The sequence below is a fragment of the Desulfothermus sp. genome (genome assembly GCF_053993635.1).
This window is the reverse complement of sequence record NZ_JBMYBT010000065.1, coordinates 1-25420: the sequence shown is the minus strand read 5'-3', so window position 1 is coordinate 25420 and position 25420 is coordinate 1. Positions and strand designations below refer to the sequence as shown.

The 25420-nt window shown below is 35.7% G+C and carries 25 protein-coding genes and 1 tRNA gene; 7 read left to right on the top strand and 19 right to left on the bottom strand.

Annotated features, from left to right (window positions below):
- Positions 1–2318, bottom strand: a 2318-nt coding sequence (gene alaS, locus ACY2V1_RS04865; RefSeq protein WP_461833674.1) for an alanine--tRNA ligase, incomplete at its 3' end; no start/stop codon positions are given.
- A gap of 69 nt (positions 2319–2387) precedes the next feature.
- On the bottom strand, positions 2388–3452 hold the full coding sequence (gene recA, locus ACY2V1_RS04860; RefSeq protein ID WP_461833673.1) for a recombinase RecA: 1065 nt from the start codon (positions 3450–3452) through the stop codon (positions 2388–2390).
- Between the two features lie 226 nt (positions 3453–3678).
- Here recA and ACY2V1_RS04855 point away from each other — a divergent pair, with 226 nt between their 5' ends.
- Positions 3679–4707, top strand: a complete 1029-nt coding sequence (locus ACY2V1_RS04855; RefSeq protein ID WP_461833672.1) for a tRNA(5-methylaminomethyl-2-thiouridylate) methyltransferase — start codon at positions 3679–3681, stop codon at positions 4705–4707.
- A gap of 23 nt (positions 4708–4730) precedes the next feature.
- Here the strand turns inward: ACY2V1_RS04855 and ACY2V1_RS04850 are convergent, their stop codons facing one another.
- From ACY2V1_RS04850 to mnmL, 5 genes are all read right to left on the bottom strand, one after another.
- Positions 4731–5696 carry a hypothetical protein gene (locus tag ACY2V1_RS04850; RefSeq protein ID WP_461833671.1) on the bottom strand — a complete coding sequence of 322 codons (966 nt, stop codon included), beginning with the start codon at positions 5694–5696 and terminating at the stop codon, positions 4731–4733.
- A 70-nt stretch (positions 5697–5766) separates the two neighbouring features.
- On the bottom strand, positions 5767–6582 hold the full coding sequence (locus tag ACY2V1_RS04845) for a metal ABC transporter permease (RefSeq protein WP_461833670.1): 816 nt from the start codon (positions 6580–6582) through the stop codon (positions 5767–5769).
- A 2-nt stretch (positions 6583–6584) separates the two neighbouring features.
- A complete protein-coding gene (locus ACY2V1_RS04840) occupies positions 6585–7349 on the bottom strand; it encodes a metal ABC transporter ATP-binding protein (RefSeq protein WP_461833669.1) in 765 nt (254 codons plus the stop codon).
- Positions 7350–8228 (bottom strand): metal ABC transporter solute-binding protein, Zn/Mn family, encoded by an 879-nt coding sequence (locus ACY2V1_RS04835; protein ID WP_461833668.1) that lies wholly within the window; start codon positions 8226–8228, stop codon positions 7350–7352. It abuts the gene before it with no gap.
- Positions 8229–8232: 4 nt separating this feature from the next.
- Positions 8233–9153, bottom strand: coding sequence for a tRNA modification radical SAM protein MnmL/YtqA (mnmL, locus tag ACY2V1_RS04830; RefSeq protein ID WP_461833667.1), 921 nt, complete (start codon positions 9151–9153; stop codon positions 8233–8235).
- 144 nt (positions 9154–9297) lie between these two features.
- Here mnmL and mnmG point away from each other — a divergent pair, with 144 nt between their 5' ends.
- Together mnmG and rpsU are read left to right on the top strand one after the other, a co-directional pair.
- On the top strand, positions 9298–11178 hold the full coding sequence (mnmG, locus tag ACY2V1_RS04825; RefSeq protein WP_461833666.1) for a tRNA uridine-5-carboxymethylaminomethyl(34) synthesis enzyme MnmG: 1881 nt from the start codon (positions 9298–9300) through the stop codon (positions 11176–11178).
- A gap of 4 nt (positions 11179–11182) precedes the next feature.
- On the top strand, positions 11183–11392 hold the full coding sequence (gene rpsU / locus ACY2V1_RS04820; protein ID WP_461833665.1) for a 30S ribosomal protein S21: 210 nt from the start codon (positions 11183–11185) through the stop codon (positions 11390–11392).
- Positions 11393–11475: 83 nt separating this feature from the next.
- Here the strand turns inward: rpsU and ACY2V1_RS04815 are convergent, their stop codons facing one another.
- The 11 genes from ACY2V1_RS04815 to ACY2V1_RS04765 form a co-directional block, all read right to left on the bottom strand.
- Positions 11476–13218, bottom strand: coding sequence for a methyl-accepting chemotaxis protein (locus ACY2V1_RS04815; protein ID WP_461833664.1), 1743 nt, complete (start codon positions 13216–13218; stop codon positions 11476–11478).
- 105 nt (positions 13219–13323) lie between these two features.
- Positions 13324–13509: a hypothetical protein gene (locus tag ACY2V1_RS04810; protein ID WP_461833663.1), complete on the bottom strand. Its 186-nt coding sequence runs from the start codon at positions 13507–13509 to the stop codon at positions 13324–13326.
- Between the two features lie 392 nt (positions 13510–13901).
- Positions 13902–15221 carry a nucleotide sugar dehydrogenase gene (locus tag ACY2V1_RS04805; protein WP_461833662.1) on the bottom strand — a complete coding sequence of 440 codons (1320 nt, stop codon included), beginning with the start codon at positions 15219–15221 and terminating at the stop codon, positions 13902–13904.
- Positions 15222–15406: 185 nt separating this feature from the next.
- A complete protein-coding gene (locus tag ACY2V1_RS04800) occupies positions 15407–15829 on the bottom strand; it encodes a type II toxin-antitoxin system VapC family toxin (RefSeq protein ID WP_461833661.1) in 423 nt (140 codons plus the stop codon).
- Positions 15826–16065: a DUF6364 family protein gene (locus ACY2V1_RS04795; RefSeq protein WP_461833660.1), complete on the bottom strand. Its 240-nt coding sequence runs from the start codon at positions 16063–16065 to the stop codon at positions 15826–15828. The genes ACY2V1_RS04800 and ACY2V1_RS04795 overlap by 4 nt, the downstream gene beginning before the upstream one ends.
- A gap of 148 nt (positions 16066–16213) precedes the next feature.
- Positions 16214–16747, bottom strand: coding sequence for a hypothetical protein (locus tag ACY2V1_RS04790; RefSeq protein WP_461833659.1), 534 nt, complete (start codon positions 16745–16747; stop codon positions 16214–16216).
- A complete protein-coding gene (locus ACY2V1_RS04785; protein ID WP_461833658.1) occupies positions 16744–17793 on the bottom strand; it encodes an AAA family ATPase in 1050 nt (349 codons plus the stop codon). The genes ACY2V1_RS04790 and ACY2V1_RS04785 overlap by 4 nt, the downstream gene beginning before the upstream one ends.
- 275 nt (positions 17794–18068) lie before the next feature.
- Complete coding sequence (locus ACY2V1_RS04780) at positions 18069–18578, bottom strand: type II toxin-antitoxin system VapC family toxin (RefSeq protein WP_459875815.1); 510 nt, start codon at positions 18576–18578, stop codon at positions 18069–18071.
- A complete protein-coding gene (locus tag ACY2V1_RS04775; protein WP_461833657.1) occupies positions 18568–18930 on the bottom strand; it encodes a hypothetical protein in 363 nt (120 codons plus the stop codon). Before ACY2V1_RS04775 ends, ACY2V1_RS04780 begins: the two co-directional genes overlap by 11 nt.
- Before the next feature lie 450 nt (positions 18931–19380).
- Positions 19381–20166 carry an enoyl-CoA hydratase gene (locus tag ACY2V1_RS04770; RefSeq protein WP_461833656.1) on the bottom strand — a complete coding sequence of 262 codons (786 nt, stop codon included), beginning with the start codon at positions 20164–20166 and terminating at the stop codon, positions 19381–19383.
- 336 nt (positions 20167–20502) lie between these two features.
- Positions 20503–20576 (bottom strand) — tRNA-Arg (locus ACY2V1_RS04765).
- An 89-nt stretch (positions 20577–20665) separates the two neighbouring features.
- Between ACY2V1_RS04765 and ACY2V1_RS04760 the strand changes: the two genes are divergently transcribed.
- Genes ACY2V1_RS04760 through nadB form a run of 4 tightly spaced genes read left to right on the top strand, consistent with a single transcriptional unit; the run spans position 20666 to position 24476 of the window.
- Positions 20666–21238 carry a UbiX family flavin prenyltransferase gene (locus ACY2V1_RS04760; RefSeq protein ID WP_461833655.1) on the top strand — a complete coding sequence of 191 codons (573 nt, stop codon included), beginning with the start codon at positions 20666–20668 and terminating at the stop codon, positions 21236–21238.
- Between the two features lie 4 nt (positions 21239–21242).
- The gene (locus tag ACY2V1_RS04755; protein WP_461833654.1) at positions 21243–21938 is read left to right on the top strand and encodes a metal-dependent hydrolase; all 696 of its coding nucleotides are present in this window, start codon (positions 21243–21245) and stop codon (positions 21936–21938) included.
- Entirely contained in the window at positions 21925–22860 is a 936-nt protein-coding gene (gene nadC, locus ACY2V1_RS04750; protein ID WP_461833653.1) for a carboxylating nicotinate-nucleotide diphosphorylase, read from the top strand. The genes ACY2V1_RS04755 and nadC overlap by 14 nt, the downstream gene beginning before the upstream one ends.
- A 29-nt stretch (positions 22861–22889) precedes the next feature.
- Entirely contained in the window at positions 22890–24476 is a 1587-nt protein-coding gene (nadB, locus tag ACY2V1_RS04745) for an L-aspartate oxidase (RefSeq protein WP_461833652.1), read from the top strand.
- A gap of 68 nt (positions 24477–24544) precedes the next feature.
- On the opposite strand, the gene ACY2V1_RS04740 is transcribed toward nadB, so the two are convergent.
- On the bottom strand, positions 24545–25369 hold the full coding sequence (locus tag ACY2V1_RS04740) for a glycosyltransferase family 2 protein (RefSeq protein WP_461833651.1): 825 nt from the start codon (positions 25367–25369) through the stop codon (positions 24545–24547).
- Positions 25370–25420 lie beyond the last annotated feature (51 nt).

Genomic DNA, 25420 nt, shown 5'->3' with positions numbered 1-25420 from the left:
TGCTCTACTTCATCTAAGATATCACCACTTCCAGAAAATAGAGTCTTTTTCGCCAATTCTTCCTTTTGTTTTGTAAGTTTTTTTACCTCCTCTTGGAGACCAATTACCTTGTCCTTTAATTTATCGTAAGGGGCCTTTAGATGTTCTGAAAGAAAGCCCAACACATCCCTTAAATTCCTTACATATGAAACTGCATTTGTTCCAACTACTGCTTCTATCCTCCTAATACCTGCCGCAACAGATGTTTCATGTACAATGTAAAAACTCCCGGCCTCTCCAGTTGCGTTTAGATGGGTACCTCCGCAAAGCTCTTTGGAAACTCCTTCAATTTCCACTACCCTTACATTTGCCCCGTACTTTTCTTCAAAAAGACCAATGGCTCCTATTTTCTTTGCTTCATCATAGGGCATGATATTAACAACTACGTCTCTATTATCCATAATCCATTTATTTACCAGCTCTTCTATCTTTGAAATCTCATCTCTAGTTAATGCCTTAATATGAGAAAAATCAAAGCGCAGTCTATCTGGCGCAACATATGATCCAGACTGCTTTACATGCTCTCCTAAAACTGACCTCAAAGCAGCGTGCAAAAGGTGGGTACATGTGTGATTTCTAGCTGTTGCTTTTCTAAGTTCACTATCTACTATGAGTTCTGCAGAATCTGATATAGAAATCTTTCCCTTTTTAACTAAAACCTTATGTACAATTATTTCCTGAGTAGGCTTTAACGTATCTACAACTTCTGCGTCAAATCCATCACCTAAAATTTTTCCCTTATCACCAACCTGTCCACCAGATTCCCCATAAAATGGAGTTTTATCAAATATTACAAAGCCATCTTCACCTTGATTTAAACTCCTTTTCTCTTCTCCATCTAAAGACAAAATAGATACCACCTGGCCAACATCTTTTAATTTTTCATAGCCTGTGAAATTACATGAAATTCCTTTAGCTATTACTGCATCAAAAAGAGAGCCAAAGTCTTTTTGTGAAGCACCTGCCCAGCTTGCCTTAGACCTTTCCCTTTGCTCCCTCATATAATTTTCAAATCCCTCTTCATCCACAAAAAAACCCTGTTTTCCTCCTATGTCCCTTACAATGTCAATTGGAAAGCCATAGGTGTCGTATAGTTTAAACACAACAGAGCCAGGGACTTTTGAGATTCCTTTGGCCTTTAATTTATTGAGTTCTTCTTGAAGTATGCCAAGTCCTCTATCTAAGGTCTTACTAAAATTCTCTTCTTCAGAAGTAACTACTTTTTTAGTGAAATCTAAATGTTCTTTTATTTCTGGATATATATCTCCCATCTCGCTGGTCAATTTTTCAGCTACTTTGGCCAGGAATGGATCATTTAGTTTTAAAAATCTTCCAAATCTAAAAGCACGCCTAATAAGCCTCCTTAAAATATATCCCCTGCCTTCATTTGAAGGCAAAATCCCATCTGCCACCATAAATGAAATTGCCCTTGTGTGGTCTGCAATAACCCTTAGGGCTGTATCAATATCTTCATTCTCACCATAGGAGACATTTGCCAGGGAACATGTAAATTCTATGAGTCCTTTGAACAAATCTGTATCAAAATTTGAATGTACACCCTGACATATTGCGCTTATACGCTCAAGTCCCATACCTGTATCTATGCTGGGTTTTGGCAAGGGCGTAAGATTTCCAGACTCATCCCTGTTATACTGCATAAATACCAAATTCCACACTTCAAGATACCTGTCACAATCACAAACCCCTATCTCACAATTAGGGCCACAGGCCATCTCTTCTCCTTGATCAACCAATATTTCAGAACAAGGGCCACATGGACCAGTATCTCCCATTGCCCAGAAATTGTCCTTTTCTCCCAGTCTATATATCCTTGAATCTGGAATATTTGCTATTTTTTTCCATAGGTTTGCTGCTTCATCGTCATCTTTATATACTGTAACATACAGCCTTTCCTTAGGCAGCCCTAGCTCTTTAGTTAGAAAGGTCCAGGCAAACCAGATTGCTTGTTCTTTAAAATAATCTCCAAAGGAAAAGTTTCCCAGCATCTCAAAGAAGGTGTGATGTCGCCTGGTCCTGCCAACATTTTCTAAGTCATTGTGTTTTCCGCCTACTCTTAAACATTTCTGTGCTGTTGTGGCCCTTTTGTATGGCCTTTTTTCCTGCCCTAAAAAGACCTTTTTAAATTGCACCATACCTGCATTTGTAAACAAAAGCGTTGGATCATCTAAAGGAACCAGAGACGATGATGGCACCACTGTATGTCCATTTTTTTTAAAAAAATCCAAAAAACTCTTGCGTATTTCCTTTGACGTAATCAATTCCCCTACTCCTTATGTTTTTAAACAGAAATGCAAAAAATTTTCTGTTTCCAATTAACCCATCTTTGATTAACCCTCATCCTTGGGTTTTTCTTCTACCTTTTTTTGTTCATCTGCATCAACCAGTCCAAGGGCTGATTTTAAGGCATCTTCTATTTTTTGTCTTATATCTTTGTTTTCCTGAAGATATGCCCTTACATTTTCTTTTCCCTGCCCAAGTCTCTCATTGCCAAAGGCATACCATGAACCACTTTTTTCAATGATTCCGTGTTCTACACCAAGGTCTATTAGCTCTCCTTCCTTTGAAATTCCAAGACCGTACAAGATATCAAATACAGCCTCTCTAAAAGGTGGTGCGAGCTTGTTTTTCACCACCTTTACCCTTACCCTATTTCCATAGACCTCGTCTTTATCCTTTAAGGTCTGGATCTTTCTAATGTCCATCCTCACAGAAGAATAAAATTTTAGCGCATTACCGCCAGTTGTGGTCTCTGGAGAGCCATATCCAAAACCGCCCATGCCAATCTTCATCCTTATTTGATTTATAAAAATAACTGCTGTTTTAGACCTATGGATTGAGCCTGTCAATTTTCTCATTGCATGGGACATGAGCCTGGCCTGGCTCCCTACCTGTGACTCACCCATATTTCCTTCCAACTCGGCCTGGGGAATTAAGGCTGCAACTGAATCTATTACAATTACATCCAGGGCACCAGACCTGACCAACAAGTCACATATCTCCAGGGCCTGTTCACCATAATCAGGCTGTGAAATGAGCAAATCCTCAGTATTTACCCCTATTCTCTTGGCATAATTAACATCCAGGGCATGTTCTGCATCTATAAACGCACCCATACCGCCTTTTTTTTGTGCCTCTGCTAAAATTTGCAGGGCCAAGGTGGTCTTACCTGAAGACTCAGGCCCATATATTTCAATCACCCTACCCCTTGGGATTCCACCAATACCTAAAGCCAGATCAAGGCCTATTGACCCTGTAGGTATTACAGGTACCTTCTGATGGGCCTCATCTGAGAGATACATAACTGAACCCTGCCCATATTTCTTTTCTATGGTAGACAGGGCAGTTTTTAAAGCTTCCTTCCTCATAACAGAGGGATCTGTATTTTTTGCCATGGGTTGAACTCCATAAAATTTGATTTTTTTCATTTTTCAACGTTCTGAGTTCAATGTTCAACGTAGAACCTGGAACATAGAACCTAGAACATAAAACATAGCCTTTGTCTATAACAAAAGGAGTTTAATAGGGCAACATTTTAAGTGGAGCTGCCACAATTTTGACAAATCCAGATTTTGAGTTAGACCTTGCCTTTTTTAGGGCAAAATTATAGATACGAAAAACATGAATCACATAATTTACCCTGAAAAAAGACTTAAATCCAACTACATGGCCCTGTCCCTGTTTTCAGGGGGTCTTGATTCAATTTTAGCTGCAAAATTAATCCAGAACCAAGGGCTTGATGTGATTGGTATTCATTTTTTTTCTCCATTTTTTGGAAATGTTGAAAAAACTTCTTGTTGGGAACAAGAATACAACATAGATATCCTGCCAATTTACATTGGTGAGGAGTACTTTGAGATAATAAAAAATCCCAGATATGGCTATGGAAAAGGCCTAAATCCTTGTATAGATTGCAAAATATATATGTTAAAAAGAGCAAAACAACTTATGCCCTTATTTAAAGCAAAATTCATTATCACAGGTGAAGTAGTTGGACAAAGGCCAATGTCCCAGAGAAAGGATTCTATGAATACAATTATTCGTGAATCCAATACAAAGGACATCCTCTTAAGACCCCTTTGTGCCAAAAATCTTCCACCAACTAAGGTAGAAGAACAAGGTATTGTTGATAGATCTAAATTGCTTGATCTTCAGGGCAGATCCAGAAAAAAACAACTTGAATTGGCAAAGAAATTCAACATAAAGAAAATTCCAACACCAGCTGGTGGTTGTCTATTAACAGATCCAGAAATGGCCAGACGATTTAAGCCGATTATAGATAACAAGCTAAATCTCACATCAGAAGATTTTCTGTTTGCAAAATACGGCAGGCAATTTTGGTCAGATAAATATTGGCTCATTGTGGGAAGAAATCACAGAGAAAATCTAGAGTTGCTCAAGCTCGCCAAAGAATCAGACTTTGTATTTAAGCTCTCCAATATACCAGGTCCTATAGGGATTGGTAGATCTGAAAACTCCTCATGGCCAAATGAATTGATATTATCTGCTGCAAAGGTAATTATAAGTTATTCAAAGGCAAAAGAAAGTCTGACCCCAGTGAAGATTCAGGTGTGCAAGAAAGCGGTGGTAGATGAGCTTGAGATATTGCCTGACAGAGAAAGACCCTCTTTATGGAGAGGACCCATTTAACATGAGACTATCAATCCAGTGCCCTACTTTGCTCGTATCAAATACCATTTATCAACTATTCCTTTTTCCAGTAAAAACCTTCCAATATTTTTATCACCCAGAACTTTGATTTCATACCAACCACTTCTTACAATGAGCACAGGAATTCCTGCAAATCCTTTGTAAACAAAATATTTTCTTGACTCATTAAGCTTTCTTTTGACCCCTTCTAATGGCTCTATCTCTTTTATTTTCTTTGCTAAGATGAATTTTATTATGGTTCCAAATGGATCTTTATTTAGATTGGGATCCTTTAATATGTGGGATATCCTCATTATATCTTCCTTTGTCCCTCCTAAAAAGTGTATCCTCCATTCTATATTATCAAAGGTCTTTTGCTTGGCTAAGTTATACAATACATCAAAACAGTGAATACAATGTAAACTAACAAATAAGTCAGCACGATAATCTGGTTTATTTTTTGCTTTTACGTGGATCATTACACTGGAATTTATAGTAGGAGGTTTGATTGTAGTTACATCGAATTTTAAAAGATTTAGAGCAATAAAACTGGATATCCAAATACCCAGTCCCAATAATATAAAATTCTTTTTATTTACATAGATAGAAAATAATGTAAGTATTAAAATAAGAGAAAAAGCAAATGCAATACATAAAATACAAAAAGTATGCATTTTATATAAATAACCTATTAATACTCCATCAAAGGACAAGGCAGATAAAATCGACAAATACAAAAGATTTTCAAATATAGCTAGATTTTTTTTAACATAAAGAAAAAATAATATAAACAATGAAGTTAAAAATATAATTCCAGCTATTTGAAATATATTTTTCCCACCAATTACGTATGTTTCTGCAACTTTACATGCATTAGTTGGGCAAATGCTTTTACCATGCATAATAAAAATAATATCTGCAATTAAAATTATTATCCATAATAAACAAAATATGAGAAAAGAATATCTTACAAATCTTTTAGAATCCATGTCCTTCCATATCCTCCTTAATCAATAATTTCAGGTCTCTATAAAAATCTATTGCAATATTTATGTTATTTTATTTTTCAGCGATTTTCATAAATATCTTTTTAAAAACCAGATACATAAATCCCAAGAAAACTGATACTGCAATAATTGATGCACCAGATGATAAGTTTAAACTAAAAGATACTGTCATACCTAAAATACAGGAGATCAAACTCCATAAAAAGGATATTAGTATCATTGATTTCATGGTCTTTGCTGAATACGAAGATAAATATGGTGGTATAGACAAAAGTGCGATAACCAAAATAATACCAACAAGTTGTATGAGCATAACAACTGCTATTGCAATAAGCATAATCATCAGTAAATAAAGTAAATATACATTTATTCCTCTAGCTGCTGCAAATTCATGATCAAATGATATAGCCTCAAATTTGTGATAATTTAATAATACAATAAGGATCGTCAAAATTGTGAGGATAAGCATAAATAAAATGTTTTCATTGGATACAATTAATATGCTTCCAAATAGATAACTCATTATATCGCCATGATATCCAGGGGTTAAGTCCAACAATATTATCCCTAAAGCCATACCACCTGCCCATAGAAGACCAATAACACTGTCTGATTTTTCTCTTTGTTTATTTGTGAGAAGGGCCATTATCAAGGACATACACAATGTAAATATCAATAGAGTTGCCAGGATATTTTTATTTAAAAAAATTCCAAGTCCTATGCCTCCATATGCAGCATGGGCTATTCCACCAGCCATAAAGGTAAGCCTGTTAGAATAGACCAGTGTCCCAACAATTCCACACACAATACTTGTTAAGACAGAAATAATCATAGCATTTTTTAGTAGTTCTATTGTAGCTGGGGACATACCTACTCCTTTTTTGTTAGCACAGGCAACTCTCCATCCATATAATAAGGAGCCACAGGACAAGAATGATTTAAATGTTCCCCAATGATTAAAGAGAGCATCTCCTGGTTAAAACCAACAGATGGAGAGAGAATCAACCTTTTATTAACACATGCAATTTTATTTATCTTTGTAACGCTGAGGCTCAGATCATGGCTTACCATAACAAGGGTTATATCTGGATTTAATTTTCCTAAAAAATCATAGAGGCAAAACTTGGCCTTAGGATCTATATTTGAAGTAGGTTCATCTAATATTAAAAGTTCTGGATCTGAGACAAGCGCCCTTGCAAGATAAACCCTTTGCAATTGTCCACCAGATAGTTCCTTAATTGGATAATTTTTGTATTTCAACATATCAACCAGATCCAGCACCTCTTCAGCTTTTTGTTTTTCTCTTTTAGAAAACCAAAAACCCCAGCTTTTTTTTGTAATCAACCCCATTAAAACCAGATCAATTACCTTTATTGGGAAATCCCCCTTAAATTGGGTCTGGGGAAGATACCCAATTGGTCTGCCCTTTTTTTTAAAATTATATAAAATTTTTCCCTTAGTTGGCTTAAGTAGTCCAAGTATCAATTTTAATAGAGTGGTCTTTCCTCCACCATTTGGACCAAAAATAGCTATAAAATCTCCGTGGTATATTGAAAGATTTATGTCTTCTAATGCCCAATCACCACCATAGGTATAATATACGTTTTTAAGTTCTACTATTACATCTTGATCCATCTATTTTGTCCCTTTGATTAAACTTTCAGATATCTTTATCCCCACATTCCTTAAATTATCTATCCAATTATAGGCAAGTGGATCTATCTCTTCTATCCTGCCATTTATTTTTGATGCTATAATCTCTGCAATTTTCTTTGAAAATTGAGGCTGTACAAATACCACTTTTATTCGTTTATTCCTTGCAAAAGAAATCAAAGATGATATCTCCCTAAAAGAAGGCTCTTTTCCCTCTAATTCAATTGGTACCTGTATTAGGCCAAAATCCCTTGCAAAATATCCCCATGAAGGATGAAACACCAAAAAATATCTTGTCTTTACCTTAACAAATAAAGCTATTAAGTCAGTCTCTAGCTTATCTATTTGTTTTATTAAGTCAAAATAATTCTGGAGATAATAATTTTTATTCTTCCTATCCATTTGAATAAAAAAATCTCTAATTTCAAGTAAAATAAATCTAACATATGTTGGAGACAGCCATATATGTGGATCTAAAAAATCTTTTGACGTGTATGTTCTATTAAATTCAGTATCTTTATATCTATTAGACATTGGTATTCTTTTTACATCTTTATATAGTTCTATAATCTTTAAATTGGGATTCATATTTTTAATTTTTTTGGTCCATATTTTCTCAAAAGGAACACCTATCTTAAAATAGACTTCAGACTTTTTTATAAATATAATATCTTTTGGTTTTGGATCATATGTTGTTGGATTTGTTCCAGGGGGGATTAATACATGTGCATTAACATATTGTCTTCCAATTTTATCAACAAAAAATTTAACAGGTAGTATGCTTACTATGCAATTTATCTTTGCATAGCAAACATGAGAAATAAATACAAAAAAACAAAAAAAATAACATATTTTTTTCATAACACTATCCTTTACTTTTAAAAAATTTACCCTGATACAATCCATTTTTTTCCATAAAATCAAATATAGCATTAACATTTTTTTGTTTTTCCAGTGCCCACATTGGTGCTACTAATTCATTTTTATGTGGATCTCCTGTAATTCTTTGAATAACAAGTGAATCTGGCAAATAAGAAATAAAATGTGATACAATTTCTACATATTCTTCCCTTGTAAGGGGCCTATACTTCCCCTGGATATACAATTTTTCCAGGGGAGTGTCCTTTATAATATAAAGTAAGTGAATCTTTATACCCTGTATATCCAGTTTAGACAAAAATTTTGCAGTTTCTAGCATCTCATCCCTTGTCTCATAGGGCAAACCCAAAATAACATGGACACATATATTGAGCCCTCGCTTTCTAGTTCGATTAACTGCATCCAGAAAGTCCTCTACACTATGGCCTCTATTTATTATCTCCAGGGTCTTATTGTGCGCAGATTGAAGACCATATTCCAGCCACACCAGATAGTTTTTACTGATTTCTTTAAGATAATCTAACACTTCATCTTCCACACAATCAGGCCTGGTTCCAATACAAATTCCAACAACATCATCTATAGATAGGGCTTCCATATACAATTTCTTTAACTTTTCAATAGGTCCATAGGTATTTGAGTAGGATTGGAAATAGGCCAAAAATTTTTTTGCCTTGTATCTTTTTTTCAAATAACTCTTAGCCTGTTCAATTTGCTCAGACACAGACAATTTTTTCCCAAGTCCTGTTCCAGATCCCCTTTTGTTACAATAAATACATCCTCCATAACCCTTTGTCCCATCCCTGTTGGGGCATGTCAAATTTGCATCTATAGTGATCTTTTGCACCCTGCATCCAAAAATACTTCGCAAATATGTATTAAAGTCGTAAATTTTTTTTTCTGCCAATTTATATGTTCCCTATTTTTTTAAAAAATCCTTGTAATTTTCAAAATCTGGACAAGTTCTCTTTGAATCATTATAGTCTTTTTTAAGCCCATCATATCTGCTAGGGGTTAAAAATAGACACAAAAGTTCAAAGGGTCAACTAATATGAGTTCAAATTACGATGTAATAGTTGTTGGTGCTGGACATGCTGGTTGTGAAGCAGCGCTGGCTTCAGCCAGGATGGGGTGCTCTACTCTGCTCATCTCAATATATCTTGACACAGTTGCTCATATGCCCTGCTCACCTTCTATTGGTGGAATTGCCAAAGGACACTTGGTGCGGGAGATAGATGCACTTGGCGGAGAAATGGCAAAGATTGCAGATAGAACCGCCCTTCAATTTAAAAGACTAAACACAAGAAAAGGTCCTGCAGTCAGGGGCACTAGGACCCAAAATGACAAGATAAGATACCGCACATATATGAAACATGTGGTGGAAAAGACAGAGAATCTAGAATTAAAACAGGCACGAGTTGAATCCCTTTTAATAGAAGATGGCAAAGTATGCGGAATTGTAGATGAAATTGGTGTAACCTACCTTGCAAAGGCGGTGGTCCTTGCAACAGGAACATTTTTACACGGCCTAATACACATTGGCCCCACAAAAATCCCAGCTGGTAGGGCCGGAGAATTTCCATCTATTAAACTTGCAGAACAATTAAAAGAACTTGGTTTTGAGCTTGGCAGGATGAAGACAGGGACTCCTGCAAGGATCCATAGGAGATCAATAGATTTTTCCTGTTTTGAAAAACAAATGGGAGATGAAAATCCCTATCCTTTTTCTCTGTTTACTGAAAAAATAGATATTAATCCTGTTCCCTGTTATTTTGGCAAGACATCAAAAAAGTGTCACCAAATAATTAAAGATAATATTCATCTGTCTCCTTTATATAATGGTTCAATAAAAGGGGTGTCTGCAAGATATTGCCCTTCTTTAGAAGACAAGATAATGAAATTTCCCCACAAAGAAGCCCATAATATAATCTTAGAACCAGAAGGTATAGATACAGAAGAGATCTATGCAAGTGGCACAGGCAATTCCCTTCCTTATGAAATTCAAGAAAAATTAATAAGATCTATTCCAGGTCTTGAAGAAGCTGAAATAATGCGGTGTGCTTACGCAATAGAATATGACTTTGTTCAACCAACCCAACTAAGACATACTTTAGAGACCAGGCTGATTAAGGGTCTATTTTTAGCTGGTCAGATAAATGGCACATCAGGATATGAAGAGGCAGCTGCCCAAGGCCTGTTAGCAGGGATCAATGCAGCCCTTTATGTGCAGAAAAGACCACCATTTGTCTTAGACAGGTCCCAGGCATATATAGGAGTGCTTGTAGATGATCTAGTGCTAAAAGGGGTAAGTGAACCATATAGAATGCTGACTTCCAGAGCAGAATACAGGCTTATTTTAAGAGAAGACAACGCAGATTTAAGGTTGCTGGAATTTGGATATAAACTGGGATTGCATTCTAAAGATACTTATAAAGACCTTTTAGAGAGAAAAAAACAGATCCAGGATGAGATAAAGAGATTAAAGACGCAGAGGGTATATCCTATACCTGAAATAAATGAGACCTTAAAATCCATTGGAACATCTCCAATAGCCACCCCTACGCCTTTAGACAAAATATTAAAAAGGCCAGAGGTAGACTACTCTATAATTAAAAAAATATCCCCTCCTCCTAAAAAGCTTCATCCACGGGTAATTGAGGAGGTAGAAATAGAGTGCAAATATGAGGGATATTTAAAGAGGCAGGAATCTGAGATAAGAAAATTTAGAGAACTTGAATACATAAAAATCCCTGAAGGGATAAACTATTATGAAATTCCAGGTCTATCAAATGAAATTAAGGAAAAACTCACAAAATTCCAGCCAACAAATTTGTCTCAAGCATCCAGGATATCAGGTATGACTCCAGCGGCCCTATCCATTCTCAGGATATTTCTAAAAAAACAATTAAACCAGAAAAACAAGGAGGGATAGGATCATGGCAGAAATTTTTTTAAATGAATTTGACAATTTTGAGGTAGCCTTGAAAAAATTCAAGGCAAAGACCGAACAAGAAGGGATTTATTCTGAGTTAAAAAAGAGGTCTTTTTATGAAAAACCCAGTGAAAGGAGAAAGAGAAAGGCCCAAATGGCTCAAAAAAGACTTCTCAGAAGGATGAAAAGGCTGCAACAAAAAGGGCTGATCTAGGAGATTTTAGATAAAAAAAATTAAGGATCCTGCTTTTTTGCAGGATCCCATCTAAAAAACTCCAAAAGAAGTAAAGGGCAACCTTAGTCAGACATAAGTTTATCTACCAGTTGTTTTAATTCTCCAGCCATTACAACAAAATCCTGAATAGCCCTTCTTGTTTCTTCTATATTCCCAACCGTGGCGTCAGATATCTCATTTATTTCATTTATAGCCCTTGTAATTTCATCACTTGCAGCTGATTGTTCTTCAGATGCAGTTGCTATCGCTCTTATCTGGTCAGAAATTGACACTACTAGCTCTACTATCTCTTGCAGTGCTAGTTTAGATTGTTGAGAGAGTTCTGTGCCTTTTGCCACGGATGCTGCTGCATCTTCCATCACCTGAAAGTCTTTATTTACTTCTTCCTGGATTTCATTTATGGCATCTCCTACCTCTTTTGTGGCGTTCATTGTTTTTTCTGCTAATTTTCTAACCTCATCAGCCACCACAGCAAACCCTTTTCCAGCATCTCCGGCCCTGGCTGCCTCTATTGCAGCATTTAATGCAAGTAAATTAGTCTGGTCTGCAATATCCGAAATAACAGTCATTACTTGAGAAATTCCGTCTGCCTTTTGTTTCAATACTTCCATATTATCTTTTAATTTTTCTGCAAGAACATTTATCTCATTAATAGCTGTAACAGCTTGATCTACAATTTCAGCACCTTTTTCGGCCCGATCTTTTGCATTATCAGCGCTTTCTGCAGCTGCAGCGGCATTTTTCGCCACTTCCAGTACTGTAGCATTCATCTCTTCCATTGCTGTAGCTGTCTCTACCACTCGTTGTTTTTGAATATTTGCTCCTTCAACTACTTGATCTGCTTCAGTAGAGAGTTCTTCAGAAGAAGATGCTATCCTATCTGACACCTCATATATCTTTTCTCCTAATGCTCTCAATTTTTTCTCATTTTCCTGAGCTACTTTTAACGCCTCTTCAGCCTCTATTTTGGCCTGCTCTGCTTCCTTTGCCATTATTTCACTTTGCTCTGATGCTTCTTGAGCTTTTTTTATCTCTTCCCTTAATTTTTCTACCATATTGTGCATAGCAGCATCTAATAATTCCAATTCATTACTTTGTTTTGTTGCAGTAGAATTATCCAGTGAATTATCTTGTTCTGAATATTCCTTTCCAACTTCCTGGGCAAACATTGCCAGAGACACAATGGGATCTACCACAGATTTTTTTATCCAACTCCCAACAAGTAAAATTATAAAAACTCCTATAATGATACTTAAAATACTAATTATCTTTAAAAGCATTACCTTTTTATCAGCTTGTTTTTGTAATAAAAATACGCCCTTATTCATTTCTTTTAATAACTTTATATTGTTATCTAACACATATTCAATTGAGGATTTATCTAAATCTTTTACAACTTTCAGAATATGTTGCTTCATTGGCGTCCAAAGTTTTTTCACCTTTTTCAATTGAATTAGGGCCTGTCCATGGGCAGGAGGCAACAATTGTTGAGGGCCATTTGGATCCAAGGTAAGAGGTGCATATCCAGAAGCAATAAGGGCATTTAAAGTCACATCAAAGACCTTAATACTTTTTAACAATCCTTCTTTTTCTTTATTTCCCTGCTCACCTTTATTTTTTACATATAAAAGTTCCAAGACTTCCTTACTCATTTTTTGACTAAGCATCCTTTGTCTACCAGCTAAATTTATCACCACCCCATCGCTTTTTTGTTTATAAACCACTACTAAAGTAGTTACAGCAAGTATCACTGAAATAAAAAACATGCTAAGCAAAACAATTAAAACCCTGGTCCTGATACCCATATCTTTCCCTCCCTTTTTTATGTGAACAGTGATTTGTGAACAGTGAACAGAAATTGCTCACACCTAGTTCATCTTCTCTGTTCCATGCTTAAAATTAAACATATCTTATTTCAAAGCTAATTTTAACTTATCTTCAAATTCTTCCAATGAATTCACTCGCATAGCTACTTTAAACAAGCCTTTCACTACTTCTCTGCTATCAATTTCCTTTATCTTTTTGGCAATAGAACGAGGTATAATACCAAAACGCTCCTCTAATGCCTCCAACAACATCTCCTGGGCATCTTTCATCAAATATGTTCTTTAATATAAAGGGCTGAATATAACCTAGCATTCCTATCTAGCCTCTCTAAAAAATCTTGATCCTTATACGAAGATAAATCAATTAATATATGGGTGATCAGTATTCAGTGTGAGTGATCAGTATGAGAAACAGATCGCAGACAACAGATCACCCACACTGATCACAGATGACCTGTACAAAGATCCTGCATGAAATCACGTAAGTTCTTTGGGTCAGAAAATACCTGATCTATAAATTTATCATGAACCAGAATCGATGACATGCCATCCTCATCATTTTAAACTCTATCAAAAAAATCCTGACACCCAATCTATCGTAGCTTTATTCCCTCTAACTTCTCTTTCTCTGCTCCTAATGCCCGTATTTCCCCTACCTTACTTTAAAGTCTCCAATACAAAAATCCCCGCCTCAGTGCTTCTTTTTTTGAATACATTCCTTTTACATCAATTAAAATAACTGGACTTTTATTTTTTGACAACCTTGAAAACACATCCAGGCTAAAATTTTTCTTAAAAATATCGTGTTTCACTGCCACAACAAAGGCATCATAAGGAGCAAATTTGTCTATCTCAGTGATGAGTTTTATATTATATTTTGCCTTAACCTCGTCAAAAATTACATTGGGATCATAAACATGTACATCAATACCATACTCAGTGAGCTCATTATAGATATCAATTACCCTGGTATTTCTTATATCACTGATATTTTCTTTAAAGGTGAATCCTAAAATTAATACCTTACTATCTTTAACTGTTCTTCCTGCAGCTATTAATTTTTTTACAGTATTCTCAGCAACAAACTTCCCCATATAATCATTTATACGCCTACCTGCCAATATGACCTCAGGATGATAGCCAATTTCCTGGGCCTTAAATGTGAGATAATATGGATCCACGCCTATACAATGTCCTCCCACAAGACCTGGTTCAAATTTTAAGAAGTTCCACTTAGTAGCAGCAGCCTCTAAAACAGAACGTGTATCCAGTTCCATTTTGTTAAAGATTATTGAAAGTTCATTAATAAGTGCCAGATTTAAGTCCCTCTGGGTATTTTCAATAACTTTTGCGGCCTCGGCTGTCTTTATATCGCACGCCTCAAACACCCCTGCTGAAATAACACTTCCGTATATCTTTGATAAAAGACAAAGTGTATCTTCACAGTCCCCTGCAACTACTTTAACGATCTTGTCTATTGTATGCTCTTTATCTCCAGGATTTACCCTCTCAGGAGAATACCCTACATTAAAATCTCTTTTCCATTTAAGCCCACTTTCTCTTTCAATTATAGGCACACATATCTCTTCTGTTACACCAGGATATACAGTTGATTCATATACTACAACTGATCCTTTTTTTATATGTTTTCCCACTAAAGAGGTTGCAAGTTCAATGGGTCTCAGATCAGGCATCTTGTGGCTGTCAATTGGGGTTGGTACAGTGACAATAATTAATTTTGCATCAAAAATCTTTTCTGGATTACTCGTAAAATCTATGGTGCAATTTTTTAGTTTGTCAAAACTAACCTCTTTGGTTCTATCAAAACCTTTTTTTAATTCCTCGATCCTGACATTGCTAATATCAAAACCAATGACTGAAAATTTTTTATTTAAAAGCACAGCCAGCGGAAGTCCAACATATCCAAGGCCTACAACTACAATTTTTTCCTTTTTTGATGAAAAATCTGAAAAAGTTACCATAATCATTCTCCTTCAATAAATTTTCCTCCAGCTAAAAATTCCTCAGCAGTTTCTTAAAACACCCTGCCTCAATCCCAATGTGATCCAGTACACCCATTGACTCTCAGCATTAGCCTCAAAATCCCCATACCGGTAAAAGGTAAATATTTAGGACGAAATTGTGTTTTTTGTTCATGACATTTTCTCTATGTTTTAATACTTTCTATCACTTTTACCAGTTCATCTGGAGCATAAACAGGTATTTTAGTTCTTTTAAAATCAGAGCAGTTTCTGGTAACTATGCAATCTACCCCTACTGTTAGGGCTGATACATACAACACTGCATCTTCAAAATCAGAAAATTTTAAATTTAGTGCTTCTTCAATGACAGCCCGGTTTACAGGCGCAATCTCAAATATGGAAAGCAAAGTTCTAATATGGCGAGTAGCTTCCTTTTGTCCCAGGGCTTTATTTACTAAATAGTAGATGGTACTAACGGTAGTCGCACAAATAAAGCCGTTTATTTCGGAACGTTCTACCTTAGCCAGAAGATAAAGGGCATCCTTAACAAAAGGTTCTCGCTCAAGCAGAACATCAAGAATTATATTGGTGTCAAAAAGAATTCTCATAAGTATTTTGTTTCAAGATACTTCTTGTAATCATCTTTATTAACTTTCTTATCTTTCAATATCCCCTTCAAAGAAGCTAGCTTAGGAGGTAATTCTTCTTTTTTTTCTCTCTCTACCTGAAGCAAAGAAAAATAATTAGCTACTAAAGTAGAAACCGACTTTCCTCTTTTAGCCGCATATGTTTTAGCCTTTTTGATTAAATCTTTATCTAAACGTAAGGTCAATTTGGTATTCATAATCCCTTTCCTAGACGGATATATTTTTGTATATTATACGGCTAAATATAAATTTTTGCAACTTAAAACGCCGCTTCAAGCCCAGCGTGAGCCAATACAAACTCAGTTAACTGATATCTTCCTTAAGCTATCTCAAAAAACTTGCCATTTAACCTCTCCGTCTTTTTCCTTTATCAGGCGAAAGTAAACTATTTATTATTCTTCTTTCAACCAGCTCAACATTATTTAAAACTAACACACTAACCTTCAAGAGATTTTCATCCTCTGTCTTCAGGTTACCCAAACTGGTATTGATAAAAGGCAGGTAGCATTCCAAGCCTTGTGGCAAAATAAGAAGAGCACAAAATATAATTTTCTTGGGTTTTCTTAGCTTTTTGCCGAATATGATATAAATAGAAGAAACCAATTTGTTAGCCAGTTGAATGTTAATTTTTTCTGGGCTAAATCCTTTTATTATTTCCCTTCTTTTTTCTTTTCGCAGATTTTCATCTCTAATATCTTCTAAATTGGGCTTAAAATTTTTAATTTCAAGAAAAACCAACCTTTCCCGTCCATAAAAAACAAAATCAACAGCCTTAAGCCCAAGGTGGCTAATATTTCTGTAAAACCCCATTTCATCTATTTTTTCCCATTTCAAATTATCTGGGATATTCAACGCTACTCCTTTTTCTTCAAGTCTCATTTCAGTATATCCTCCACTACGGCTTTTACTTCTTCATTGTATAAATCCATAGCAACTTCTAAAATTTTGTTTGTAGGAATTTGCTCTTTAAGTAAGGCTTCTATTTTAATGATTTTGCCGTCTTTGTTTTCTAAAGCAAATATTTTTGCGTCTTTATTGCCATCTTTTTTGGCGAGAATATGAGTTTTTTTAAGAAAGAAGAAGTTATGCGTAGCAACAAACACATGACCTCCAAACACACTTCTAAACACATTTTGAGACAGCTTGTAAATAACTTCAGCAAGTGTTACTATAGAAGCCGGATTTAATCCAGATTCAGGCTCATCCATAATTAACAAAGTGCTTGCTTCAAGGCTCCTATTTCTTATCAACCATTCTATCATGCCTATTTTTCTTAAACCTTCTGCGACAAGGTTAATTTCGTATAAATTTCTGTCCCTTTTTAGGTAAAAAGATTCACCTTTCTTTTTTATATCACCATGTATTACTCCCTTGATGACTTTTAGCATTTCTGCGGATATTTTGTTTAATTTACCACGAGATGGAGAAGAAGAAATGGCTTGCACAAGAGTGTAGTATGTATCATCAAACCAGTATTTTTCTTTTTCCTCTCTACCAATACGGATTGCTTCAATTATAGAAATTATTTCCTTAGGTGGAATAAAGAGAGTATTGTAGGTGTAAAATTGATATTCCTCTATTTGTAAATCTTTTATTTCAGCCTTTGCTTTTCTTGTAAAAGAAAACCGAAGCTTAAACAAACTTGTGTCAAAAAACACTTCAGTCTTTTCATTTCCTTTTTTGACAAGGTTTCCCAAGCTATTAGGCATAAAGGTCCACAGGATTTTATTAGATAAAATATCTGCAAAATTCTTTTTTTCTTTTTCTTTAAATTCCTGATAGGCTCTCATTACAGCGTAAATTAGTTTAAGTATAATTGTTTTTCCGGTATCATTTGCTCCGATAAAAAGGTTGATTCTTGCAGGCTGAAATGCAAGATCTTCAAATAGCATAAAATTTTTGAGTCTTATTGATTGAATATTCATTTTGACACCTCATTTATTCTTCATAATTTCCCTTAATTCCTCAAGTGCCTTCTCAAAGGCCATTCTCTTGGCCTCGCCGTCTTTTTCCTTTACCAGGCGAAAATATAGTCCAACACTGTTGCGAATTTCCTCATCTGGTTCTTTTATTAGAACAAAATTAGAGTCCCATCCCTTAAAAAACCATAAATGCCTTCCAGTTGATCACTTGCCTCCCGGGTAAGCAAATCCCTGGCTGTAAGTGTCATTTTTTATGGCATCGGTGAGGTTGGGAGTCATCAGGCATCCTCTTCTTTCAAAGGGTTTATCCTCTTAATCCATGGAACGGCATCAAAATCTTTGTCGGCCGAAAGAAGATATTTTAAATTCATCTTTTGCATTAGACCTACAATTAAAGCATCGTTACCTATTAGCCCGTAATCGTGCATTATTTTAGGTAATTTCTGTAAATCTTTGAAGGTAAAGTCTAATATTGAAAACTTAAAATCTTCGCACATTTTGATAATTTTTTGACAATCTTCGGCTAATTCCATTATTAAGTGTGGCTTTCTTTTGAACTTCTTTAATGTATCTTTGGTAAATCCATATCGGTTCTTGGCCAATAAAAGGCACATTTTAAAAAGGACTTCATCAAGAATTCTTACGGTAATAAGAAGCTTGAGGTTTCCTTTTACGGAGGCGCGGAAAATTTCTTTGACTAGAAGACTTTGACCGGTGAGGAAATAGATAAAGGCATTACTATCTACCAGAATCTTTCGGCCATAAAATTGTTTAAGATTAAGACTCATAATAAATCTCTTCATTTAAAGCAGTTTCATGTATCAATTTTTCGTCTTCAATTTTCCATAGACCATAATATTTATCTATTAGAGATTCTTCTTGTTGTTTCTTTTCTTTATATATTTCAAGAGCTTTTTGTTTGATTTCTTTATAAGTAGGAGTTTTTTTCTCTTTTAGGAGAGCCAGAATAGCCTCACGAAGGACAAGTTTGATGTGCTTTGGAGCCCTAAGTTTCCTTGATCTTTTGTCGGTAACAGATCTCCTCACCCTGAAAATTTGTATTCCTTCCTTAGCAAGTTCTTCTTTAACCTCGGCGATATAACTGTCTTTGAAAGTGGCTGGAGACGAAATTGGCCGCATATTATCTCCTCCTTTGGAGGCAAAGCCTCCTAAATTTTCAATCTCTCGTAAGATAACCTATTTTAAAAAGACTGTCAAATTTAAGACTGACTACTTTACTCCAAAACAACCCTTACGCCTTTCGCTAAGAGCTTATTCAGTTCTTCCTTAAGTCGTTTAATACCTTCTTCTAAGTCCTCCGGTGTTTCCAGGATATTGCCCAGAATAGAAGATACCCGTATGTCTCAGGAAACATGTCACCTACTTAGGATAAGATGGGGGGTGTCTTATTGATCTCTTATCTTCTCATCCTGGCGCCAACTGGAAACGTTTTTAATTTAAGAACCTGGTCCAGGATGTTCTGTACCCTCATTTCAGCACCCATTTCCCCCTAATCTTAAAATTTAAAAGAACAAGAAATGGATGCTATAGATGATGTCTGTTGAACAGAGAATAAATAGCAGGATTTTTCTACTTATCCTTCCATTGGGGCGTCCGTTTTTGGAGAAATGCCTCTATGCCTTCTTTTGCATCTTCAAAAGTACTGTTAAGAACAATAACCTCCTGAGCATATCCGTAGGCAGAGTATTCTGGTAGATCTATCTGATCGTAAAAGGCCTTTTTGCCCAGGGAAATTGTTTTAAGGCTGTACTGAGCAATATCATTAGCAAGTTTAAGGGTTTCATAGGCCAAATTTTCAGACTCCACCACTTTGTTTACAAGCCCCCATTCAAGCGCTTTTTCTGCATTTACAAAATGTCCTGTCATAAGCATCTCCATAGCCCGCCTTCTCCCTATAGCCCTCACCAGAGGAACCATTGGAGTAGCGCAAAAAAGTCCGATTTTTACACCTGGAGTGGCAAATCGAGCCCCTTTTTCACTAACAGCAAGATCACACGCAGCAACAAGCTGACATCCAGCAGCAGTGGCAATTCCATGAACCTGAGCAATTACTGGCTGAGGCAATTTGTGTATGAGCATCATCATATCAGAACAGACGCGAAAGATTTCCCGTACCTTGTGTACCGCGCTCTCCTCCCCAACGAACTCACTCAAATCATGACCTGCACAAAATACCGGTCCATTTCCTCTTATAATAAGCACCCTAGTTGAAGGATCTACAGATACATCTCTCAAAATCTCTATCATCCGCTTCATAACCTCAAGGGAAAGTGCATTTCTTCTCTCAGGCCTGTTAAGGATCAAATGCCCCACTGCTCCATCCTTTTCAAACAGCACCATATCTCTTTCACTCATCTAAAACCTCCTCCTTAAACCTTTTTCTACGTTGTTTGCTAGAAGCTGCCTCCAGCTTTAATTGTGAATAACTTAAAAAAATGTGCTAATTAAAAAGTTCAACCATGTTATTAACTATCGATTATATGGTTTTATAAGAGGATGTTCAATATCATTTTCAAAACACATTTCATCAAACAGAATACCAAATGGGATTTTATCAGGTGTTTAAAAGCCATACACCAATTTTAAGCCTGAAATTTAAATCTGACGGCTTTATGGCTGGAGGCCCACAACAACCACCAACAACTGCCTCGGAAGAAGGGTGGGAATAATGTGACACTTTAAAAGCATAAACGGGCAATGCAGGATTTGAACCTGCGACCTCCAGCTCCGGAGGCTGGTGCTCTATCCACCTGAGCTAATTGCCCGTTTCTTTCAAATCTAACCAAGCAAATAACACCTTGTCAACCTCGTGCTATTTGATTACCTTAAATAAAAATTACGGAATTTAACAACTATGAAAAAAATAATATTGGCAATAACAGGAGCAAGTGGCTCTATTTATGGGCTTAGACTTTTTGAATATTTGAGAAGTTCTAAGATATGTACGCATGTAATTATATCCTCTACGGGTAAAAAGGTCTTGTCTTTAGAAACCAACGTGGGAGAGGATTTTTTTGAGACAGACAATGTCTTTGTCTATACTCAAGATGAAATTGATGCGCCTTTTGCCAGTGGCTCATGGAAGCACCATGGAATGGTTATATGTCCATGTTCCATGGCCACACTAGGCGCTATTGCCAATGGATTTGGCAATAATCTAATCCACCGTGCAGCAGATGTAACACTTAAAGAGGGTAGAAAATTAATACTCGTTATACGGGAAACGCCCCTCAATACAATTCATATTGAAAATATGCTAAAAGCTGCCAGGGCCGGAGCTACTATTTTCCCTGCATGTCCTGGATTTTACCACAACCCAAAATCAATTTTAGAATTAGTAGATCATGTAGTCTCCAGGATATTGGACAACCTAGGGATTGAAAACAACATAACTCCCAGGTGGGAGGGTAAAATCAAAAGGAGGTAATAAAATGAAAAAAAAGGTAATATGGCACGGACACGCCTGTTTTCAGGTAAACTCTGAGTGGGGAAATATTTTAATTGATCCATGGTTTAACGACAATCCCTCTTGTTCAACAAAAGCCAGTGAATGTAAAGACATTCAACTGGTGCTTGTTACCCATGACCACTTTGACCATGTTGGAGAAGCTGTTGAAATTTGTCAAAACACTGGTGCAAAATTAGGAGCAATTGTAGAAACTGCAATGAAATTAAAGGAAATGGGAGTTAATGAGAGTCAAATCATTAATGGAATTGGCTTTAATATTGGAGGCACAGTAGAAGAAAATGGAATCAAGATAACCATGGTTGAGGCACACCACTCATCTGCTTCAGGTACTCCTGTTGGTTATATAATCCAGTTCCCAGATAACTACACAATATACCACGCAGGAGATACATCTATATTTGCTTCAATGCAAATTTATGGGGAGCTCTATGATATTGACCTGGCTATGCTGCCAATTGGCGGAATATTTACAATGGATCCAAAACAGGCAGCTTATGCATGCAGACTCTTAAAGTGTAAAAATGTAATACCCATGCACTGGGGTTCTTTCCCAATTTTAGAAAAAGGTACTGAAAACTTTGAAAACAACATAAAAGAATTGGGTATAGATACAAAGGTAATTTCCTTAAAACCTGGAGAGGAAATTGAAGTTGAATAAAAAAAATAAAGGGGAGTTCTCCTCCCCTGATTTTAACCACCTAAAATCTTCATTAAATGATAATTTTAAACTATTTTTTAATTTTTTTACATATGATAAATGGGATCTGCTTATAAACATTGTCCATCTTGCATTGATAGAAGATGGAGAAGATCTAACATCTAAAGGTATTTTTAAAGAGAGTGACAGAGCTGATGCTTATATTATTGCTAAAGAGCATACAATTTGTTCATCCTTACCTTTAATTGACATAATACTTTTGTGTCTATCAGATAAAAATAAAGTTAAATACTTAAAAAAAGATGGAGATAAGGCAATAAAAGGAGAAAAAATTGCCCTGATTTCAGGACCTGCAATAGATATATTAAAAGGGGAAAGGGTGATATTAAATTTTTTATCACATCTGTTTGGAATATCTACATATACAAATAAATTTGTACAAAAATTAAAAAATTCTAAGACAAAACTATTAGATACCAGAAAGACCCTACCTGGGCATAGATATCTGGAAAAATATGCAGTTTTAGTAGGTGGGGGGAAAAATCATAGAATGGATCTATCTGAGATGTTAATGGTCAAAGACAATCATATAGATAGAGCTGGTTCAATAACAAAGGCAGTTACTTCCCTTAAAAACAAATACAAAGACCTTTGTCCTCCTATAATTGTTGAGTGTAGGAATTTAGATGAAGTCAAGGAAGCTGTTAAATTAAAAATAAACAGAATACTCCTTGATAATATGAACCCCACGCAACTTCAAGAATGTATTAAATTAATTCCTCCATATATTGAAACTGAAATTAGCGGAGGCATTAATTTTGACAATATAGAAAAGTTCGCACATCTTGGAGCTAATTATATTTCTGTTGGTGCAATCACCAAAGACGCTCCTTGTATAGACCTCAGTATGAATATATTATAAAAAATTCTAAAGTTAGGAGTAATTAATATATGCCCACAAAAAACAACAGATATTATACAAATGTCCTGATAATTGGAACAGGTATTGCTGGATGTAGTGTTGCTATTACCCTTGCCAATAAAGGATTGTCCGTTACTTTAGTGACCTCAGGAGACGATATAGATACAGGTAACACACCTCTGGCACAGGGAGGTATTGTTTACAGAGGGATAAATGATTCACCTGAACTTCTAAAGCAGGACATTCTCTCAGCTGGATGGAGATATAACTATGAAAAATCAGTAAATTATTTAACCACAAAAGGCCCTGATATAGTTAAAGATATACTTATCGAGGAATTAAACGTCCCATTTGAAAAAGATGAAAATTCAAATTTTAAATTAACAAAAGAAGGCGCTCATTCATTAAATAGGATTTTGTATTGTGGAGATTATACAGGTAGGGCTATAATTGATGCGTTTATAAAAAAGATAAAAGAACATCCAAACATAAATATACTTACAAAACATACTGCTATAGACCTCATCACATCCCACCATCATCCATCAAAATTAGAGTTTAAATATCATCTAACTAATCAATGTATAGGTGCATATATCTACAACCAGCAAGATGACATAGTTGAAACTGTAATGGCAGACTATACTGTACTCGCTACAGGTGGGGTTGGTCAGGTATATCTGCATACAACTAATTCCCCCACTTCAATAGGATCAGGCTTGGTCATGGCCTATAGAAGCGGCGCCAGGGTAATGAATTGTGAATTTGTTCAATTTCATCCAACTGCCCTTTATCAAAGAGGGGGTCAAAAATTCTTAATATCTGAGGCACTAAGAGGAGAAGGGGCGAGATTTGTCAGGATTGATGGTACCCCATTTATGAAAGAATACGATCCAAGAGGTGACCTGGCTCCAAGGGATATTGTGACCAGGGCTATTGTTGAAGAGATGTTAAAGACAGGAGATGATTTTGTTTATCTGGATGCAGCAGACTTCGTAAAAAAAGACATTCCAAAAAGATTTCCCACTATCTATAAAAGGTGTCTGGAAGCTGGATATGATATTACAAAAGAACCGATTCCTGTTGTTCCAGCTGCACATTTTTTCTGTGGAGGTATATTAGTTGACCTTGAAGGCAAGACAACATTAGACAGGTTATATGCAGTAGGTGAAGTCAGTTGCACAGGTGTTCATGGGGCAAATCGCCTTGCAAGCACATCATTATTGGAAGGACTTGTATGGGGACACAGCGCAGCAATATCTATCTCAAAAAGAATTCAAAAGAAAAACAGACTCTCTAAAAAATTAATGGATGCTATTCCAGACTGGTCTATTCCTGGGACAAATGACAACGAAGATCCTGCATTGATAGCTCAGGATTGGTTAACAATTAAACACACAATGTGGAACTATGTTGGTATTGTCAGGACTACTTCTAGATTAAAAAGGGCAAGGGAAGATTTAAACAACTTAAGTAAAAGACTATACGAATTTTACAGAAACACACCAATTAGTAAAAATTTAATTGATCTCTTTCATGGATGTCAATGCGCTATTATTATAACTAATGCTGCAAATAGAAATCCTAAGACAGTTGGATGTCATTTTATTGCTTGAACTCTATGCTCAAAATATTTTTACTCCTATTATTAAAATTAATACCAAGCAAAAGGACATTTGTATCTTCAAAGGACAAAATCCTCTATAAGTTCCTTTACCCTCAGAGCTTCTTCGATTTTTCCCCTTTTCATACACCCCATTATATATCTTCTTGATTTTATTTTTAGCATATTTTTTGTTGCCTTTAGCTGATCATCATCTAATGTCTCATTTCTCAAAATTTTGATAAGGGAATATATTCTGTATAAATCCAGACCTATTATCTTAGATGATAATTGATCAACTCTTCCCCCATATCGTACTACCAAAGGGTATGGGCAAAGGCCAACTGGATATCTTAAAGAGACCCTAAGCCACATATCGTAATCTTCACATGCAGCAAGGCTTTCATCAAATAGACCAATTTCTTTTATTAATTCTCTATTGAACATAACACAGGAAGGGCTTACCAAACATAACTTAAGGGATGGTTCAAAGATCCAGCCCGCCTTTTTTCTGTGTATATTTTTGGGATTTACCCTTTTTCCCTTTCTTATCCAGATCTCCTCTGTCTGGGAGATAATAAATTGTCCTTGTATATGAAAAGCTAAATGGGTCTCCAATTTTTTTTCTAACCACTCATCATCTGAATCCAGTAAGGCTATAACCTCTCCCGTACTTTCATTTATTCCAATATTTCTTGCTGCAGATACCCCCATGTTTTTATCTAAAAAAATTGTCTTAAGCCTTAAATCATTGATTGATCTTAATACATCTTTTGTGTTATCAAAAGAGCCATCATCTACAACGATCAGTTCAAAATCTTTATATGTCTGATTTAATACAGATAAAATAGCCCTTTTTACTAAATTGGCCCTATTAAAGGTTGGAATAATTACTGATACCTTCATGAGAACGCTATGAATAAATTAAAGATTTTCCTGTTTGATTATTTCTCTAAA

Excerpts from the sequence above, each read along its gene's own strand:
- ACY2V1_RS04805 (WP_461833662.1), bottom strand. The coding sequence starts at position 15,221 with ATGGTAACTTTTTCAGATTTTTCATCAAAAAAGGAAAAAATTGTAGTT.
- ACY2V1_RS04790 (WP_461833659.1), bottom strand. The coding sequence starts at position 16,747 with ATGAGACTTGAAGAAAAAGGAGTAGCGTTGAATATCCCAGATAATTTG.
- recA (WP_461833673.1), bottom strand. The coding sequence starts at position 3,452 with ATGGCAAAAAATACAGATCCCTCTGTTATGAGGAAGGAAGCTTTAAAA.
- ACY2V1_RS04855 (WP_461833672.1), top strand. The coding sequence starts at position 3,679 with ATGAATCACATAATTTACCCTGAAAAAAGACTTAAATCCAACTACATG.
- ACY2V1_RS04810 (WP_461833663.1), bottom strand. The coding sequence starts at position 13,509 with ATGAAAGATGCCCAGGAGATGTTGTTGGAGGCATTAGAGGAGCGTTTT.
- ACY2V1_RS04850 (WP_461833671.1), bottom strand. The coding sequence starts at position 5,696 with ATGGATTCTAAAAGATTTGTAAGATATTCTTTTCTCATATTTTGTTTA.
- ACY2V1_RS04815 (WP_461833664.1), bottom strand. The coding sequence starts at position 13,218 with ATGGGTATCAGGACCAGGGTTTTAATTGTTTTGCTTAGCATGTTTTTT.
- ACY2V1_RS04760 (WP_461833655.1), top strand. The coding sequence starts at position 20,666 with ATGAAAAAAATAATATTGGCAATAACAGGAGCAAGTGGCTCTATTTAT.
- ACY2V1_RS04740 (WP_461833651.1), bottom strand. The coding sequence starts at position 25,369 with ATGAAGGTATCAGTAATTATTCCAACCTTTAATAGGGCCAATTTAGTA.
- nadB (WP_461833652.1), top strand. The coding sequence starts at position 22,890 with ATGCCCACAAAAAACAACAGATATTATACAAATGTCCTGATAATTGGA.
- ACY2V1_RS04775 (WP_461833657.1), bottom strand. The coding sequence starts at position 18,930 with ATGCGGCCAATTTCGTCTCCAGCCACTTTCAAAGACAGTTATATCGCC.
- rpsU (WP_461833665.1), top strand. The coding sequence starts at position 11,183 with ATGGCAGAAATTTTTTTAAATGAATTTGACAATTTTGAGGTAGCCTTG.
- ACY2V1_RS04845 (WP_461833670.1), bottom strand. The coding sequence starts at position 6,582 with ATGTCCCCAGCTACAATAGAACTACTAAAAAATGCTATGATTATTTCT.
- ACY2V1_RS04780 (WP_459875815.1), bottom strand. The coding sequence starts at position 18,578 with ATGAGTCTTAATCTTAAACAATTTTATGGCCGAAAGATTCTGGTAGAT.
- ACY2V1_RS04795 (WP_461833660.1), bottom strand. The coding sequence starts at position 16,065 with ATGAATACCAAATTGACCTTACGTTTAGATAAAGATTTAATCAAAAAG.
- ACY2V1_RS04770 (WP_461833656.1), bottom strand. The coding sequence starts at position 20,166 with ATGAGTGAAAGAGATATGGTGCTGTTTGAAAAGGATGGAGCAGTGGGG.
- mnmG (WP_461833666.1), top strand. The coding sequence starts at position 9,298 with ATGAGTTCAAATTACGATGTAATAGTTGTTGGTGCTGGACATGCTGGT.
- ACY2V1_RS04840 (WP_461833669.1), bottom strand. The coding sequence starts at position 7,349 with ATGGATCAAGATGTAATAGTAGAACTTAAAAACGTATATTATACCTAT.
- ACY2V1_RS04835 (WP_461833668.1), bottom strand. The coding sequence starts at position 8,228 with ATGAAAAAAATATGTTATTTTTTTTGTTTTTTTGTATTTATTTCTCAT.
- ACY2V1_RS04800 (WP_461833661.1), bottom strand. The coding sequence starts at position 15,829 with ATGAGAATTCTTTTTGACACCAATATAATTCTTGATGTTCTGCTTGAG.
- ACY2V1_RS04785 (WP_461833658.1), bottom strand. The coding sequence starts at position 17,793 with ATGAATATTCAATCAATAAGACTCAAAAATTTTATGCTATTTGAAGAT.
- ACY2V1_RS04755 (WP_461833654.1), top strand. The coding sequence starts at position 21,243 with ATGAAAAAAAAGGTAATATGGCACGGACACGCCTGTTTTCAGGTAAAC.